The following is a 16,280-nucleotide window of genomic DNA, read 5'->3' as shown; positions in this document are numbered from 1 at the left end:
CTATGGTGAATGTGCAAGCGCAGCTGAAAAAGCTGCAATGTGACGGTATCTCGCTATCAAGCGCGGAGTTACTTCGCTACCAGCAGTTGGCCAAGCTTTTTAGCTTGGCCCCAAAACGAATGCCGCAAGCCAAACTTGCTGGGAGTTATTTAACCAAGCACAAAGGCCGAGGCATGGAGTTTGACGAAGCCCGTCATTACCAACCCGGTGACGATATTCGTGCTATTGATTGGCGTGTGACTGCGCGTACAGGTAAAACCCACACCAAAGTATATCGGGAAGAGCGGGAGCGCCCGGTTTTTCTTTTTTGTGACTATCTGCCTTCAATGGCTTTTGGTACGCAACTGCTTACCAAAGCAGTTCAGGCCGCACATGTATCTTCACTGATTAGCTGGTCTGCAGCCGCTCGCGGCGATAAGGTTGGCGCCTTGGTATTTAATCAGCAACAGCACAAAGAAATTAAACCCCTTACTCGCAAGAAAGCCGTACTCCACGTTTGCCATGAACTTATGGCACTACATGAACAAAGCACGCAGTTAAAGGCTAATAAAGCAAAAGACGAACAAGCTTTCGCTGATGCTTGTGCCCGTGCAAGGCGTTTAGCTAGGCCAGGAAGCTTAGTTTACCTGGTATCAGATTTTCAGCATTTAAACAGCCAGGCTGTTCAGCATTTAAGTCATTTAACCCGCCATTGTGAAGTGAGAGCTATTGTGATTCATGACCCCATCGAACATGCGTTGCCACAAACTAGTTCACTACAAACTGTTGGCGTTTCAGACGGTCAAAATCAACAGCGCTGGGTTCTAGGTGACAATACCGAACAGCAGCAATATCAAAAATGGCGAAATGAACAAAACAGCGCAATTTACGATACATTACGTAAAAATAACATCGCTAGATTCAGTGTGAACGCTGGTCTTCCGTTAGATGAACAGCTTCAGAGTATGCAACAAGAACAACGGTTGGAGCTTAATTAATGCAAAGCAATAACCTTTCAACCAACTTTTTATCAAATTTCTTATCTAGTTATGCCCAATCAACGGCTCAATCGGTGCCACCAGCAAATCAAATGCCGTCAGCGCCTCAGCAGCAAGCCCCCCTCGCCCAGCTGCGCGATATACACGTACCTAATGAGGTTAGTGTTTGGCCGTTAGATTGGGGGTGGTGGGCACTTATCGCCGTGGTTTTATTGGTGTTATTTGGCCTCTACAAAGCTATTTCTGCTCACATACGGCATAACAAGCCTCGTAAGCAAGCATTAGCATTACTCGAATCAGTTTCAGCACAACAAAGCAATTGGCCTGTAAGATTAAACTCTGTACTGAAACGCACCGCCATGAGCTATTACTCTACTCAGCAAGTCGCAGGGCTATATGGTAAACAATGGCAAGCGTTCTTAACATCGTCTTTAAAAAGCAGCGATAAAGAACTTGAAGGCGGTTTAGCAAAACTAGTAAACAATGTTTATCAAGCCTCCCCGAACCCAAGTGACTTTGAAACCTGCAAAGGGGCGGTAAAAAATTGGCTTTTAAAAGCGAAGCTTCCGAAAAATAAGCAGGCGGTGAACGGCCTTCCCCCTGAAAACGAAAAGGAGCCGCATCATGCTTAACTTTGCTTGGTGGTGGGTTTTCTTTACGCTCCCTTTACCTATTTTGGTACGCCTGCTTTCTAAAAAAACACAAGACATGCCCATGGCCGCGCTGCGGGTTCCCAGCTTGCGACCTGGCGATGTATCGGAACAAACCCAATTAAAACAGACAAAAATACCGCTAGTAGCAAGTAGCTTGATATGGTTGCTACTGGTAACATCTGCCGCACGCCCTCAATGGTTAGGAGAACCTGTAAGCATACCTAATGAAGGCCGTGAAATGATGTTAGCGGTAGATTTATCTGGCAGTATGAAGATAGATGACATGCAGCTAAATGGTAGACAAGTCAATCGTTTGACCATGACTAAGTCGGTCGTGTATGACTTTATTCAGCGCCGCGTGGGCGACAGGATTGGGTTAATTTTATTTGCCGATACCGCTTACGTTCAAGCGCCGCTTACCTATGACAGAGACACCGTTTCAACGCTTCTCAGTGAAGCTGTAATTGGATTAGTTGGCGAACAAACGGCTATAGGTGACGCCATAGGTCTAGCAGTGAAGCGTTTTGACGAACGGGATGAATCTAATAATGTGTTAATTCTTCTTACCGACGGACAAAACACCGCAGGAAATATTACGCCTGAGCAAGCCAAGGAATTGGCTATAAGCAAAGGTGTAAAGGTATACACTATTGGCGTGGGCGCAGACAAAATGCTGATCCAAAGCTTTTTTGGTAGCCGACAGATAAACCCATCGCAAGAACTTGATGAAGGCATGTTAACGGATATTGCCACCGCCACCGGCGGTCAATATTTTAGGGCCAGAAATGCCCAAGAACTTCAGGCGATTTATCAACAGCTTGATGCGCTTGAACCTATCGAAGGCGAGACCCGCAAAATGCGCCCGCTGAGCGCGCTGTTTTACTATCCCCTAGCAGCTGCACTTTTATTGTCGGCGCTGTGGGCATTATCGACGATTCTTGTATCTTCATATCGTTTGTTCGCACAAAAGCGAAATGACATATCAACGCAACAGCTAAACTCAGCTAATGCAGCACAAGCAGCTCAAACAAATAGGGAGACGAAATAATGGATTTCGACTTCTTAAATCACTTTCACTTTTTACGCCACGAATGGTTTCTTGCACTTATACCCCTGATGTTGCTTGTGGTTGCAATTAGAAAAACCACGGCTAAGCAATCTGGCTGGCAATCGGTGATCCCTTCTCACCTTTACCAATACATGGTGATTGGAAAGAGTGAAATAGGTGCAAAGCCGCCTATGTGGTTGCTGGCTTTTGTTTGGATTCTAAGTGTTATAGCACTCGCTGGCCCAACGTGGGAGCGCCTGCCCCAGCCGGTTTATCAGCTAAAAATGGGGCACGTTATCGTAGTCGATATGTCGCTCTCGATGCGTGCAACCGATATGACGCCAGATAGACTGACTAGGGCTAAATACAAAGCCATAGACTTAGTCAACGCCATCGGCGAGGGCGAAATGGGCTTGGTTGCTTATGCTGGCGATGCGTTTGTAATCAGTCCACTCACTGAAGATGCTGGGAATATTACAACGCTAATACCCAGTCTTTCACCCGAGATAATGCCCGTGCCCGGAAGCGACCCGCTGTTGGGTATTGAAAGTGCAGCTGAACTGCTAACCAATGCGGGTTATAACTCAGGCATGATCTACTGGATTACTGACGGTATAGAATTGGAGCAACAGCAAGAACTTCAAGAATATGTAGCATCTATTCCTTTTACGGTAAATGCACTTACTGTCGGAACCAGTGAAGGCGCGCCCATTCGACAGCAAAGCGGTGAACTACTGAAAGACTTCACCGGTAGCATCGTTATACCAAAGCTAAATGAAGGCGCAGTTAAAGGCGTAGTAAAATCAAGTGGTGGTCGCTTTGAATCGTTTACTTCTGACGACAATGATATTGATGCTCTCGCCGCGGTATCGCTGCTAGATAAAGGTAACAGTGAAGAGGATGAGGAAGAGAGCAATTTGCAGGGAGACCAGTGGAAAGAAGTCGGCCCTTACTTACTGCTGCTACTTTTGCCACTTGCGGCCTTCGCATTTAAACGCGGTTTAATATTCATCGTATTAGTTGGACTGTTAAGCCCTTCAATAGTTAAAAACGCCCATGCCGCACAAAGTGCTGGTACACCTCAAGGCGCTCACTCTATTCCAAGCACGACAATGGTGGAAGAGTCTACGCCAGCAACGGCAAATAAAACTGAACCGCTTGCATGGTGGCAAAAGCCATTTATGAATGATAACCAGGAAGCTTTGAATAAATACCAAAGAGGTAAATACAAAGACGCGGTTGGCCAGTTTAACAGCGAAGCATGGAAAGCATCATCCCTATTTAAGTCAGGTGACTATGAGGGCGCTCTTAACGCTTACAAGAATATTCCTGGTACTGAAAGTCTGTACAATCAAGGAAATGCGCTGGCCAAACTAGGAAAGCTTGAAGAAGCGATAAAGAAATACGAGCATGCTTTAAACGAAGCACCTGATTTTGAAGACGCGAAAATCAATAAAAAAATTGTTGAGGATTTACTGAAACAGCAGCAACAACAGCAAGAGCAAAATCAGAGCGAAAATGGTAACGATGGCGAACAAAATGACGCCCAAGATAATGGTCAAAATAGCGCTGATAACAACCAGCAGCAGTCAGAGGATCAAAACAACCAAGATGGTTCAAATGATCAAAATGGCCAACAAGATGATGCAGAGAGCCAACAGTCTGACCAAAACCAGCAGCCTTCCAATGATGAACAACAAAATAGTGGGGATAATTCTCAACAGCCTGACCAGTCAGAAATGAACGGTGAGAACGAACCATCAGACTCACAGCAACAAAACGCAGAGTCAGAACAGCATGATAATACGCAGCAAAATAGTGAGCAAGCGCAAAAAGACGAGCAAGAAGCACAGCGTGAAGCTCAAGCAATGCAAGGTCAAGAATCGGAGCTTACCGATGCTGAAAAAGAAGAACTACAGCGAATGGAAGGTTTAATGCGTCGCGTGCCAGACGACCCGGCATTCTTATTAAAACGAAAAATGCAATTAGAAGCACAAAAACGTCAGCGTCAACGTATGCCATCGAATCGGAGTGATTGGTAGATGAGAGCCTTATTACAATCTACAGGAATAATTTTTTTACTAACGCTACTCATTAGCGCGGCTGCCTATGCCGATGTAAATTCAGTGGAAGCAACCATTGACCGAAATCCGGTTATGCTTGATGAAGCTATTCGTTTAACTATTACTGCCGATGGAAGCGCCGACAGAGATGCATTTGACAGTTCTCCCCTATTAAAAGACTTTGTCGTAGGCAGGACTTCGGTAAGTAGCCAAACGTCTATCGTCAATTTCGACACCAAGCGCACCACGGTTTGGACCACTACATTATTCCCTCGAAAAGAAGGTACGTTCACTATTCCTTCGTTAACCATCGAAGGGAAATCAACCAAGCCTATTCAAGTAAAAGTTATTCCTGTTCAAGAACAAAGCAACGTGGCCCGCGACTATTTTGTTACTACAGATATCGACTTGAACGAGGCCTATTTAAATCAACAACTGCTGTATACCGTTAAGCTTTTTCTCTCTAGCAATATTGAGCGGGGCAGCCTGCAAGCACCAGAAATGCAAAATGCGGAAATCACCCAGCTAGGTGAAGATAAGCAGTATACCGATATAGTAAACGGCAGACGATATCAGATTATTGAGCGTCAATTTGCTGTTGTCCCTCAAGCTTCAGGTGAGTTTACGCTAAGGGGCCCTATCTTTGCGGGTGAAGTTATGGCGGCTAACACAAACCAGCGTTTTGGCTTCTTTAATCGTACCCAGCAGATTAATCGTGTTGGTCCTGATATTACAGTAAACATCAAGCCTATACCTCAGGGAATTGACTATCCTTGGTTGCCTTCTGAAATGGTACGCGTTGATGAAGAATGGCCGCAAGGAGATAACTTTGTTGCAGGCGAACCGGTAACGCGTATTGTTACACTCACAGCGCTGGGCGTAGTAGAAGAGCAGCTTCCTGATATCCCTGAGTTTTATCCGCCGAACTTTAAGCTATATCCAGACCAATCAAATACAACGACTGTTGAAAAAGACCAGAGCTTAATCTCACAGCGTCAAACGTCTTTGGCAATAATTCCAACACAGCCTGGCGACTTTGTTCTACCTGAAGTTACAATTCCTTGGTTTAATACGCTCACTCAGAAGACTGAGTATGCCACAATTCCAGCTCGCTCAATTACGGTAGAACCGGCAACTGGCAGCAGTAATCCAAGCAACGCGCTACCTACAAGCAATGCGACCGTAGGCGATACTCAAAGTGGTTTAACGTCAGAAGCGGTTAAGCCCGACGTCGATTCTGGTCAAGATGGTAAACCGTCTGATAGCACTGTCGATAACGCTAGTATTAGCGAAAAAACACAGCCCGACTGGGTTATGAACAGTGTATTATTTGCACTCTTTCTGATTGCGCTTATCGGATGGCTATTCACCTATAAAAAGCTCAAACAGGCCCAGCTGGCTGGGCTTACTAACAGCACTAAACAGCGCTTTACGGTTAAAGCTGAGCTTGATGAAAAAGCCCAATATCAAAAGCTTATGGCAGTAATAAAAGCCAAAGACACTAGCTATTTAACACCTACTCTCAAGCAGTGGATCAGCGTACTAACTGCTGGAAAAGGACAGCTTTCACAGTTTGAAGGAATTAACTCCGCTTTAAATGAGATTTATGCACTGCGCTTCTCAGCCAATAAAGCGGATACAAGTCGTCAATCTGAACAAGTTTCTACAACATTAGAGAAACTTATCGATGAAATAAAGCAGGCTCGCAGCGAATGGAAGCAAACAGGTGCAAAGAATAGCGCCACGCTATCTAACTTGTATCCTGCTTCATAAAACGCATTTCATTTGCTAATACACGAAAATTTGCGTAATCAAAGTCTTTGTTTCTTGCTAAATGGCAGATGCATGGGTTTTGAACGCATTGTCTGCAGTTAATAATTAGCTAGAATCTAGGATATATAACGCCTTTTTAGAGGCGTTATATATCCTAACCGCTTTTAGTCCATAAAAATAATCAATTAAACGCGACGGGGAATATAATGAAGAAAACACTATTAAAGCTAACGCCAATTGCGTTGGCAGTAACCACACTAACTGCTTGCTCTCCAGCAAGTGAAACCGCGCAAACAGCGCCAGAGCCGATTCAAACAGAAAAGCCTGCTGGACAATCTGAGTCCGAGCGTTTAACTGCTTTTTTTGAACGTACTTTTGAAGAAGACCTTAAGCGCTCTCCCCTATTCCAAAGTTACCTAGGGAAAAAGTGGGATTACGATAAGTGGGATGACATAAGTGATGAAGAGGCGGATGCCCGAGTAGCTATTGCCAAAAACCGTTTGGAAAAGCTTAATAGTTTCGATATTAGCAAGTTAGGCGAGCAAGAAAAGTTAAGTTTGCGCCTTTACAAGCTCGGCATTGAACGCGATTTGTCTAACGACGAATTTCGACATCACCGTTACATTGTACATCAGTTCCGCGCTGCGCATACCCAAGTGCCAAGCTTTCTTATTAATATTCACAGCGTAAAAAGTATAGAAGATGCACAAGCATACATTGGTCGTTTAGACAATGTACGTACCTACTTTGACCAAGTTATCGAACAGATGAAAGTTCGTGAAAAAGCTGGCGTATTCCCGCCTGCATGGGCTTATGATCAAATGATTGATGCGTCAAAGAACGTGATTACCGGCGCGCCGTTTGATTCTAGCGAGACACCTTCAACTATATGGGAAGATTTTCAAAACAAGGTAAACAACCTAGATATTCCGGAGGCTGAAAAAACTACGCTATTAGGCGAGGCAAAAGCTGCCTTAGTTACTTCAGTCATGCCATCCTACGAGAAGTTTATTGAAGAACTCGCTCACCAGCGTGAAGTAACACCTGAAGGCGATGGTGTATGGCGTTTACCTAACGGGGACAAGTGGTATCAAAATCGCCTTAACTGGTTTACTACTACTGACCTAACTGCTGAAGAAGTCCATCAAATTGGTCTAGATAATGTAGAGCGCATACACAATGCCATGCGTGACATTATGAAACAGGTAAAATTTGAGGGTACACTTCAAGAGTTTTTTGTTTTTATGCGTGAAGACGAGCAATTCTATCTGCCTTCAACGGATGAGGGCAGACAGCAATATCTCGATATGGCGAAAACCGCCATAGACGACATGCGAGCAGCTATTCCTGAGTACTTTGGTATTCTTCCAGAAGCGCCAATGATTGTTAAACGCGTCGAAGCATTCCGAGAACAGTCTGCGGGCAAAGCGTTTTATCAAAGCCCAGCGCAAGACGGCAGCCGCCCAGGCATTTACTATGCAAACCTCTATGATATGAAAGCGATGCCGACCTATCAGCTAGAGGCGCTTGCATATCACGAAGGCATCCCAGGTCACCACATGCAGCGCGCTATTGCACAAGAATTAGAGGGAGTGCCTCAGTTTCAGAAGTTCTTGAGCTTTACCGCATACACGGAAGGCTGGGGCCTTTATACCGAAGAACTCGCAAAGGATATGGGCTTTTATGAAGATCCGTATTCTGATTTCGGTCGCCTAGCTATGGAACTTTGGCGCGCTTGCAGACTTGTTGTTGATACGGGTATTCACGCGAAGAAGTGGACTCGTGAAGAGGCCGTAGATTATCTCATTGAAAATACGCCAAACCCAGAATATGACGCGCAAAAAGCCATTGAACGCTATATTGCCATGCCAGGGCAAGCCACAGCCTATATGATTGGCAAACTCAAAATTATGGAACTAAGAGCGCATGCTCAAACTGAACTTGGTGATAAATTTGATTGGAAAGGGTTTCATGACGAGGTGCTTAAATATGGTCCGGTACCGCTTTCTATATTAGAAGAAAATATTAACGCATGGATTGCCACTCAAAAAGGTGTTTAGCATTCCTTAATAGGTGCTCTGATCACTCTAATTAAGATAAAAACGCGCCTTTCGGATAACGAAATGGCGCGTTTTTTATGCCATAGTGAAAATTCTTTAAGTTTTTGGACTTTTTTATGTTTGGGCGAAATAAATCTGATAGTGGTCAGGTCTTATCGAATATGAAAGCAAAACACCAAAGATATGAAGCACTGGTAAAGGCATTCCACGCCGACATTTACCGCTATGCATTCTGGCTTATTAAAGACCAGAGCATTGCTGAAGATGTTGTACAGGAAACGTTTTTGCGTGCTTGGCGATCGTTAGACGCCTTAAACGATGAAAAGGCGGCAAAGTCATGGTTGATTACCATTCTTCGCCGTGAGAATGCCCGAAGGTTTGAGCGCAAGCAATTCGACACGGTGGATATTGACGATTGCCATATTCAAGACGATACCCAGCATGCCGACGGAGACCTTAAAGACAGGGAGCTTCAGCGGCTGCTAGGTGGGTTGAGTGTGGAATACCGCGAACCCTTAATCCTTCAATTGATTTTCGGGTTTAGTGGTGAAGAGATTGCCAATCAACTAGGTCTTAATAAAAATACGGTAATGACGCGTTTATTCAGAGCGAGAAACCAGCTGAAAGAGGCATTAGAGAAACAAAGTGAAAAGAGAGGTCGTGTAAATGGATGAGTTAGAATTTAGGCGTCGAATCTACGCCGATCCGGAAACGACTGACAGTGATGTTGTAGAAGCGGCAAAAGCGGATGAAAGCAAACGCAGTTTCTGGAATGAACAAAAGCAGTTAGATAAGCAGTTGAAGCAAGCCTTAAAGGTCGATGTACCAGAAGATCTAGCGAGTAAGCTCATTTGGCAACAGTCGACGGACGAATTCAATCGCTATAAGCGCAGAAGTCGTTGGTATTTAGCGATGGCCGCATCCGTTGCTTTTACTATAGGTATTGGACTTACCATGTGGTACCACCAACCGCTTAGTATTGGTGGTCAAGCGCTTGCGCATATGCAGTATGCCGAGATGGAAACTGCGCATTCGCTACTTCCAGCTGATTTGAATATGGTCAATGCAAAGCTAGCAAGCTTTGGCGGAAGCTTCAATGAGATGCTCGATGGCGTTGAAGTGGTGAACTATTGTCACTTAAGTACAGTGAGAAGCCTGCACCTTATCGTTGATACGCCACAAGGAAAAATGTCGGTATTTGTTGTTCCTGAGCGCGGTGATGTCACTGTACCTAGTGAATTTTCCGACGACCAGTACCACGGCGAAAGCATAAAAATGAGACACGCCAACGTCATGATTGTTGGCGACAAGGATGCCGACCTGAGTGAAATGAAAAAAGCCGTCTCTGAAAGGATTCAATTTTCGGCTTAAAAAAAGCCTGTACCCCGTTCCAAAAAAAGTGCTGAATTTACGCACTTCCCTTCGTCGGCCCACTGTGGCCGATTTTTTTTGCCTAAATTTAAGGTGAAAACATGCGCAATAAAACTTATACTTTAGAATTAAAACAATCGTTTTAATTATCAGCAAATAATTCAGCTTATCCGCAGTATAGAGGTAGCAAATTCAATGGCCGCTTGGTGTCGTTTTACAAGGGTGAAGTTTTGTCTACTTTCCATCATTTTCTTCAGTCACTCACTTCATGCGCAGTTAGACAACAGTTCTGAGAAGTTAAGGCTTAAAAAGTTAGATGCGTATAGTCGGTTAGCAGCAGTCACTATTTATAACTGGAACAATCAAACTGATATCGACAATGACCAGATAAAAGCTAAAATCGAAAATTTAAAAATTCAAACTGATAATAGTAGTGAAGGCATAATCTTTAGGCACTTACTGGCCACAGGAACAGCTAACGAAACGGATGGCCCTCGCGTGCCAATATACGTTAAGTCACCGTTATTGGAGAGCCACTGGGACGAACTAAAATCACTAAATCCAGATTTGTACGCTGCTGCTAGGGCATATTATGTCTATGCCAGAGCAGTTAACGATTTTGACAGTTCCTCACTGCGAATCAATGTTACTGTACCTTCGCTGAGAAACTTAAAACGCGAAGTTCTGGAAACGGGGAGCAAAACCGCAACTGCGATAGCTAGCATATGGCTGTCAATGGAACTAACGCTAGCCAACCCCATTCAGGCAATCAATGAACTAGAGTACGCACTCCCCCACTTGCCCACACGCTCTTCTAGGCTTACTTTAGAAAATGCATTAGATAGCTCTACTGCACATCAATGGCTTCGCATCGCTTTTACTGAGTTATCGGTACCAAGTAGAGCCTATATTCACTCAATGAAAGTCATAGAAGAAAGACCCCAAAATGATGAGTACGTAACATGGGCATATTATACCGCGGTCGATGCACTGCTACTTCTAGGAAATAACGAAGAGGCTCTTTATCTTTCGGATAAAGCCATAGGGTTTGTGAAAAGTAGAAATGAGAAACATGAGACTTACTTAACCCTCTATCAAAGGTTGCGTTTACTCCTTATCGGTTTTAAGAAAACACGTCAAAATGAGATACAAACTATTATAGAAAAGATAGACGCGATAGACCCAACTGAAACTGCAATTAGAGCGGAAGAACTTCTCTATCAATATAGGTCCTACAAAGCGATTGCTGAAGATGACCAAAAACAGCTTTCGCAAGCTATCAAACAATACAAGAATGTAATGTTAGATACCCTGCCATCTACCGAATTTAGAGCCAAGCACCTGCTACGAAAAGAACTCGAACTTGCCCGAATCTATGACGCTGCAGGCAATTACGAAAAAGCCTATGAGCATTCAAAAGCATACAACCAACTTCTCTTCGAGAAGAACACAGAGCAATTTCAGTTTTCTTCGTCTAATTTTTCAAACAGTATCGCTAAGGACATCGAGCTAGCTCATTATCGACAAAAAGAAATTAACGCTCTGCGCGACGAGAAAGAAGGGCTATCCACCGATAAAGAGGCAATGAAAACCACCATTTTTGCGCTCATTGTTACTATTCTTCTTATACTCGCTTTGTGGCTTTGGATTTCAAAGCGACAAAGTGATTTACTCGCAGAACGAGACTCACTTACCGGAGCCCTCACCCGTCGCGCAATGTTGAATAGCCTAAAGAAGTCGCTCAAAGGCAATAATACCTCGTGCATAGCCCTGCTTGATGTTGATAACTTTAAAAAAATTAACGATAGATACGGTCACACAGTAGGCGACGAAGTGTTAACTACGCTCACCCGAATAATCCAAAATAGAATTAGAAAATCAGATAAGCTTTGCCGATACGGTGGTGAAGAATTTTTGATCTACTTCTCTGACTCAGATGAACAATCGGCCAAGCGCATACTCGATGAGTTAAATATTGCGCTTTCCCACCAAAAACACTGGGCTCATACCAATGAGAAGTTTTCAGTTAGCTTTTCTTCCGGTCTGTTAAATGTTAACGGAGAAACTAACTTGGATACCATTATCAAAGCCTGTGACGAACTCCTTTATAAAGCCAAAAGGTCTGGCCGCGCGCGAGTAGAATCTTTCGCGTATTAGAGATTTTGCCAAACTTTATTCACCTTTAGTCGTATAGAAAACAAGCAAGGTCACTGACTGACGTAGAGACTCTGCGTCATAGGTGTTAGCATGAGATAAAAAACATAGGGAATTTATATGGCTACTGGCACGATAATCTCGTTGGGTTTGTATTTCGTTGTAATGTTGGGAATAGGCCTTTTCGCTTATCGGCAAACAGACACCAACGTAGAAGGCTATATGCTTGGCGGTCGTCAATTAGGCCCCGCAGTAACCGCACTATCAGCAGGCGCATCGGACATGAGTGGCTGGATGCTCATGGGTTTGCCGGGTGCTATGTATGTGTCGGGTTTATCTGCAGGCTGGATTGCCGTTGGGTTAGTTCTAGGTGCACTCGCAAACTATATGTTGGTCGCTCCGCGCCTTCGCGTTTATACAGAAGTGGCGAATAACTCCATTACCCTGCCCGACTATTTTGAAAACCGTTTCGCCGATAATTCTCGTCTACTAAGAGTTATCGCCTCAGTTGTTATTGTTGTTTTCTTTACACTTTATACGTCTTCTGGTGTTGTCGCCGGTGGAAAGCTCTTTGAAACATCCTTTGGATTGACCTACGAAACGGGGTTATACGTTACTGCTGGTGTCGTCGTTGCCTACACCCTCGTTGGTGGATTTATGGCAGTAAGCATGACCGATTTCGTTCAAGGCTGCATAATGTTCGTATCACTTATAATGGTTCCTGCTGTGGTCATCAGCGAACTAGGCGGCATTGGGGCTTCAATTGACGCGCTAGATACCATTAACCCTGCGCTATTTGATGCATTTATGGATGCCTCAACTAATGAAGCACTAAGCGTAATTGGTATTGTTTCATTAATGTCATGGGGTTTAGGCTACTTTGGCCAGCCACATATTATCGTTCGTTTCATGGCTATCCGTTCGGTAAAAGATATTCCCACTGCTAGAAACATCGGCATGAGCTGGATGATTGTTTCTATCATCGGCGCGCTAATGACGGGTTTATTTGGGTTGGCTTATATCACCGGTAACGGCAATGACATTGACCCGGAAACGGTATTTATCTACCTCTCTCAGATTTTATTCCACCCGCTTATTGGGGGCTTCTTATTAGCTGCGATCCTAGCTGCTATCATGAGTACCATTTCGTCTCAGCTACTCGTTACGTCTAGTTCACTTACCAGCGACTTTTACCAAGCCTTCCTTCGCCGAGATGCGTCAGATGGTGAGTTAGTAATAGCGGGGCGCGTAAGCGTTGTTGCTGTTGCGCTAGTGGCTATTTACCTGGCTTATGATAGAGACAGCACTATATTGACCTTAGTAAGTAATGCATGGGCTGGCTTTGGCGCAGCATTTGGACCGCTAGTACTGTTTAGCTTATTTAAACGAGAAATGACCCGCCGCGCAGCATTGGGAGGCATGATAGTTGGTGCTGTGACTGTACTACTGTGGATTTATCTTCCGATAGAAATCGGAGGCCAAAAGCTAGGTGCCTGGATGTACGAGATTGTACCTGGGTTCATTTTATCGAGCTTAACCATAATGATTTTAAGTAAATCAGGTACACCAAGAGAAGGCGTACTAGACACATTCGATGCATTCCAGACTAAGCTGAATGAAAAGTAATAAAAAATAAATCGTCGATAAAAGTAAATGTAAGGCCCTGTTTAGTTTTCTAAGCAGGGCCTTTATCTTTTTCTAGCCCCTCAAAATAGGGCCTTATGCTTCAATTGCATGACAGTTTTATTTAATGGAATAAGATTGCTATTTTAAATAGCAAAATCGCATACTACTTTTGAAATTAAATATGTTATCGTTCTATGCAGAAAAATAACCCGCATATAACTTTTTTATATATAACATAAATTCGGACTTCAAAATGACTGCTAGTATCCCGTCTGTAACGCATTTGAAACAACTCGAAGCCGAGAGTATTCAAATTTTTCGTGAGGTAGCTGCTGAGTTTGAAAACCCAGTAATGCTTTACTCTGTAGGAAAAGACTCTTCAGTGCTGCTTCACCTTGCCCGTAAAGCGTTCGCGCCAGGCAAAATTCCTTTTCCACTTCTACACGTAGACACCACGTGGAAGTTTGGCGAAATGATCAAATTCCGCGACGAGCAAGCAGAGAAACACGGTTTTGATTTGCTTGTTCACATTAATGAAGAAGGTGTTGAAGCTGGCGTTGGTCCATTTAGCCATGGCTCATCAAAACACACTGACATCATGAAAACCCAAGCGCTTAAGCAAGCTTTGAACAAATACAAGTTTGACGCTGCGTTTGGCGGTGCACGACGCGATGAAGAAAAATCTCGCGCTAAAGAGCGCGTTTACTCTTTCCGCGACAGTAACCACCGCTGGGATCCTAAAAACCAGCGTCCAGAACTTTGGAATATCTATAACTCACAAGTTAACAAAGGCGAAAGCATCCGCGTTTTCCCAATGTCTAACTGGACCGAGCTAGATATCTGGCAATACATCTACCTAGAAAACATTGATATTCCACAACTATACCTTTCTAAGCCACGCCCTGTGGTAGAGCGTGACGGCGTACTCATTATGGTTGATGACGACCGCATGCCGCTTGAAGAAGGTGAAGTACCAGAGATGCGCTCGGTGCGCTTCCGTACCCTAGGCTGCTACCCATTGACTGGTGCGGTAGAGTCAGAAGCCGCTACCTTACCTGAAGTTATTCAGGAAATGCTGCTGACCAAGACGTCTGAGCGTCAAGGCCGCGTTATTGACCACGACAGCGCAGGCTCTATGGAGAAGAAGAAAATGGAAGGGTACTTCTAATGGCCACAGACAACGTTGTTTGGCATAAACACGAAGTCAACAAAACTACCCGCTCTGAGAAGCTAGGCCAAACGCCTCGCGTATTCTGGCTTACTGGTTTAAGCGGTTCTGGTAAATCGACATTAGCAAACCTGCTTGAGAAAAAGCTTCACGAACAGAACAGGCACACCTATCTGCTTGACGGCGACAACGTGCGCCACGGTCTGTGCGGCGACTTAGGTTTTAGCGATAAAGACCGCGTTGAAAACATTCGTCGCATTAGCGAAGTCGCTAAACTGTTTATTGACGCTGGTACCCTTGTACTTACCGCTTTCATCTCTCCGTTTAAAGCAGACCGCGATTACTGCCGTAGCCTAATGGCAGACGGTGAATTTGTGGAAGTGTTTGTTGATACGCCACTTGAAGTGTGTGAAAAGCGCGACCCCAAAGGCTTGTATAAGAAAGCCCGCAGTGGCGAAATCAAGGACTTTACAGGTATCGATTCAGCCTATGAAGCACCTGAGTCACCGGAAGTACACTTAACCTATCAGGATGAACCGGCAGAGCAGACCGCTGAGCGTTTATATGCTTTGCTACAAGAAAAGGGATTGGTGTAATGACACAGCCTTTAAATACACTTGCACAAAAAGTGCTAACTATTGCCAAAGAAGCTGGCGACAAAATTATGGCGATTTACGAAAAAGATTTCGCTATTTATGAGAAGCAAGACACCAGCCCGCTAACCGAAGCTGACCTTGCGGCCCATAACGTTATTGTAAAGGCCCTTGAAGCGGAATCTGACCTGCCTATTCTCTCTGAAGAGTCAGCTGATATTTCGTGGGATGAACGTAAAACATGGTCGTCATACTGGCTGGTTGATCCGCTAGACGGCACCAAAGAGTTTATTAAGAAAAACGGTGAATTTACAGTAAACATTGCACTTATCGAAAATGGCAAACCGACTATGGGTGTGGTTTACGCGCCTGCGCTCAACAAGAGCTATGTTGGTATTGTGGGTGAAGGTGCATGGACCGAAGTAGATGGTGAATTCACTGCCATTTCTGCGCGTAAGCACGATGGTGCAGAAGTGTGGAAAGTGGTGGGCAGTCGTTCTCACCAAAGTCCTGAAATTCAAAATTTATTGGCACAGCTTGAAGGTGAAACCGAGCTTGTGGCGATGGGCAGTTCACTAAAACTTTGCTTAGTGGCAGAGGGCGAAGCTCATCTTTACCCTCGTTTGGGCCCAACATCTGAATGGGATACAGGCGCTGCACATGCAGTTGCACTGGCTGCTGGGGCAAATGTAACTGTTCTAGACCCTGAAAATCCACTAGATGACAACGCCGACGCTCTTACCTATAACCAAAAAGAGTCTGTGTTAAACCCCTTTTTCCTTGTGAGCGCATAA

13 protein-coding genes are annotated in these 16,280 nt (G+C 44.5%); all 13 read left to right on the top strand.

Translation table 11 applies throughout. The features are described 5' to 3' along the window. Positions 1-2: 2 nt before the first annotated feature. Entirely contained in the window at positions 3-977 is a 975-nt protein-coding gene (locus V7R55_RS04735) for a DUF58 domain-containing protein (protein WP_334057771.1), read from the top strand. Next, on the top strand, positions 977-1,609 hold the full coding sequence (locus V7R55_RS04730; protein ID WP_334057769.1) for a DUF4381 domain-containing protein: 633 nt from the start codon (positions 977-979) through the stop codon (positions 1,607-1,609). The genes V7R55_RS04735 and V7R55_RS04730 overlap by 1 nt, the downstream gene beginning before the upstream one ends. Beyond that, a complete protein-coding gene (locus V7R55_RS04725; RefSeq protein WP_334057767.1) occupies positions 1,602-2,678 on the top strand; it encodes a vWA domain-containing protein in 1,077 nt (358 codons plus the stop codon). Before V7R55_RS04730 ends, V7R55_RS04725 begins: the two co-directional genes overlap by 8 nt. Next, positions 2,678-4,720, top strand: a complete 2,043-nt coding sequence (locus tag V7R55_RS04720; RefSeq protein WP_334057765.1) for a vWA domain-containing protein — start codon at positions 2,678-2,680, stop codon at positions 4,718-4,720. Before V7R55_RS04725 ends, V7R55_RS04720 begins: the two co-directional genes overlap by 1 nt. Beyond that, the gene (locus V7R55_RS04715) at positions 4,721-6,514 is read left to right on the top strand and encodes a BatD family protein (protein WP_334057763.1); all 1,794 of its coding nucleotides are present in this window, start codon (positions 4,721-4,723) and stop codon (positions 6,512-6,514) included. Positions 6,515-6,720: 206 nt separating this feature from the next. Further along, complete coding sequence (locus V7R55_RS04710) at positions 6,721-8,574, top strand: DUF885 domain-containing protein (RefSeq protein ID WP_334057761.1); 1,854 nt, start codon at positions 6,721-6,723, stop codon at positions 8,572-8,574. 116 nt (positions 8,575-8,690) lie between these two features. Beyond that, on the top strand, positions 8,691-9,248 hold the full coding sequence (locus V7R55_RS04705) for a sigma-70 family RNA polymerase sigma factor (protein ID WP_334057759.1): 558 nt from the start codon (positions 8,691-8,693) through the stop codon (positions 9,246-9,248). Next, positions 9,241-9,945 (top strand): DUF3379 family protein, encoded by a 705-nt coding sequence (locus V7R55_RS04700; RefSeq protein ID WP_334057757.1) that lies wholly within the window; start codon positions 9,241-9,243, stop codon positions 9,943-9,945. The genes V7R55_RS04705 and V7R55_RS04700 overlap by 8 nt, the downstream gene beginning before the upstream one ends. 195 nt (positions 9,946-10,140) lie before the next feature. After that, a complete protein-coding gene (locus V7R55_RS04695) occupies positions 10,141-12,102 on the top strand; it encodes a GGDEF domain-containing protein (protein ID WP_334057756.1) in 1,962 nt (653 codons plus the stop codon). Between the two features lie 117 nt (positions 12,103-12,219). Continuing rightward, entirely contained in the window at positions 12,220-13,725 is a 1,506-nt protein-coding gene (putP, locus tag V7R55_RS04690) for a sodium/proline symporter PutP (protein WP_269916087.1), read from the top strand. Between the two features lie 253 nt (positions 13,726-13,978). After that, the gene (gene cysD / locus V7R55_RS04685; protein WP_179982784.1) at positions 13,979-14,893 is read left to right on the top strand and encodes a sulfate adenylyltransferase subunit CysD; all 915 of its coding nucleotides are present in this window, start codon (positions 13,979-13,981) and stop codon (positions 14,891-14,893) included. Then, positions 14,893-15,489 carry an adenylyl-sulfate kinase gene (gene cysC, locus V7R55_RS04680; RefSeq protein ID WP_334057752.1) on the top strand — a complete coding sequence of 199 codons (597 nt, stop codon included), beginning with the start codon at positions 14,893-14,895 and terminating at the stop codon, positions 15,487-15,489. The genes cysD and cysC overlap by 1 nt, the downstream gene beginning before the upstream one ends. Next, positions 15,489-16,280, top strand: a complete 792-nt coding sequence (gene cysQ / locus V7R55_RS04675; RefSeq protein ID WP_334057750.1) for a 3'(2'),5'-bisphosphate nucleotidase CysQ — start codon at positions 15,489-15,491, stop codon at positions 16,278-16,280. The genes cysC and cysQ overlap by 1 nt, the downstream gene beginning before the upstream one ends.

The organism is Alteromonas sp. S005, assembly GCF_036864475.1.
Lineage (GTDB): Bacteria > Pseudomonadota > Gammaproteobacteria > Enterobacterales > Alteromonadaceae > Alteromonas.
This window is presented reverse-complemented; position numbering and strand designations above follow the sequence as displayed.

What these genes read in the sequence shown, in the direction of transcription:
- V7R55_RS04735 (WP_334057771.1), top strand. Translation starts at nt 3, where the DNA reads ATGGTGAATGTGCAAGCGCAGCTGAAAAAGCTGCAATGTGACGGTATC.
- V7R55_RS04730 (WP_334057769.1), top strand. Translation starts at nt 977, where the DNA reads ATGCAAAGCAATAACCTTTCAACCAACTTTTTATCAAATTTCTTATCT.
- V7R55_RS04725 (WP_334057767.1), top strand. Translation starts at nt 1,602, where the DNA reads ATGCTTAACTTTGCTTGGTGGTGGGTTTTCTTTACGCTCCCTTTACCT.
- V7R55_RS04720 (WP_334057765.1), top strand. Translation starts at nt 2,678, where the DNA reads ATGGATTTCGACTTCTTAAATCACTTTCACTTTTTACGCCACGAATGG.
- V7R55_RS04715 (WP_334057763.1), top strand. Translation starts at nt 4,721, where the DNA reads ATGAGAGCCTTATTACAATCTACAGGAATAATTTTTTTACTAACGCTA.
- V7R55_RS04710 (WP_334057761.1), top strand. Translation starts at nt 6,721, where the DNA reads ATGAAGAAAACACTATTAAAGCTAACGCCAATTGCGTTGGCAGTAACC.
- V7R55_RS04705 (WP_334057759.1), top strand. Translation starts at nt 8,691, where the DNA reads ATGTTTGGGCGAAATAAATCTGATAGTGGTCAGGTCTTATCGAATATG.
- V7R55_RS04700 (WP_334057757.1), top strand. Translation starts at nt 9,241, where the DNA reads ATGGATGAGTTAGAATTTAGGCGTCGAATCTACGCCGATCCGGAAACG.
- V7R55_RS04695 (WP_334057756.1), top strand. Translation starts at nt 10,141, where the DNA reads ATGGCCGCTTGGTGTCGTTTTACAAGGGTGAAGTTTTGTCTACTTTCC.
- putP (WP_269916087.1), top strand. Translation starts at nt 12,220, where the DNA reads ATGGCTACTGGCACGATAATCTCGTTGGGTTTGTATTTCGTTGTAATG.
- cysD (WP_179982784.1), top strand. Translation starts at nt 13,979, where the DNA reads ATGACTGCTAGTATCCCGTCTGTAACGCATTTGAAACAACTCGAAGCC.
- cysC (WP_334057752.1), top strand. Translation starts at nt 14,893, where the DNA reads ATGGCCACAGACAACGTTGTTTGGCATAAACACGAAGTCAACAAAACT.
- cysQ (WP_334057750.1), top strand. Translation starts at nt 15,489, where the DNA reads ATGACACAGCCTTTAAATACACTTGCACAAAAAGTGCTAACTATTGCC.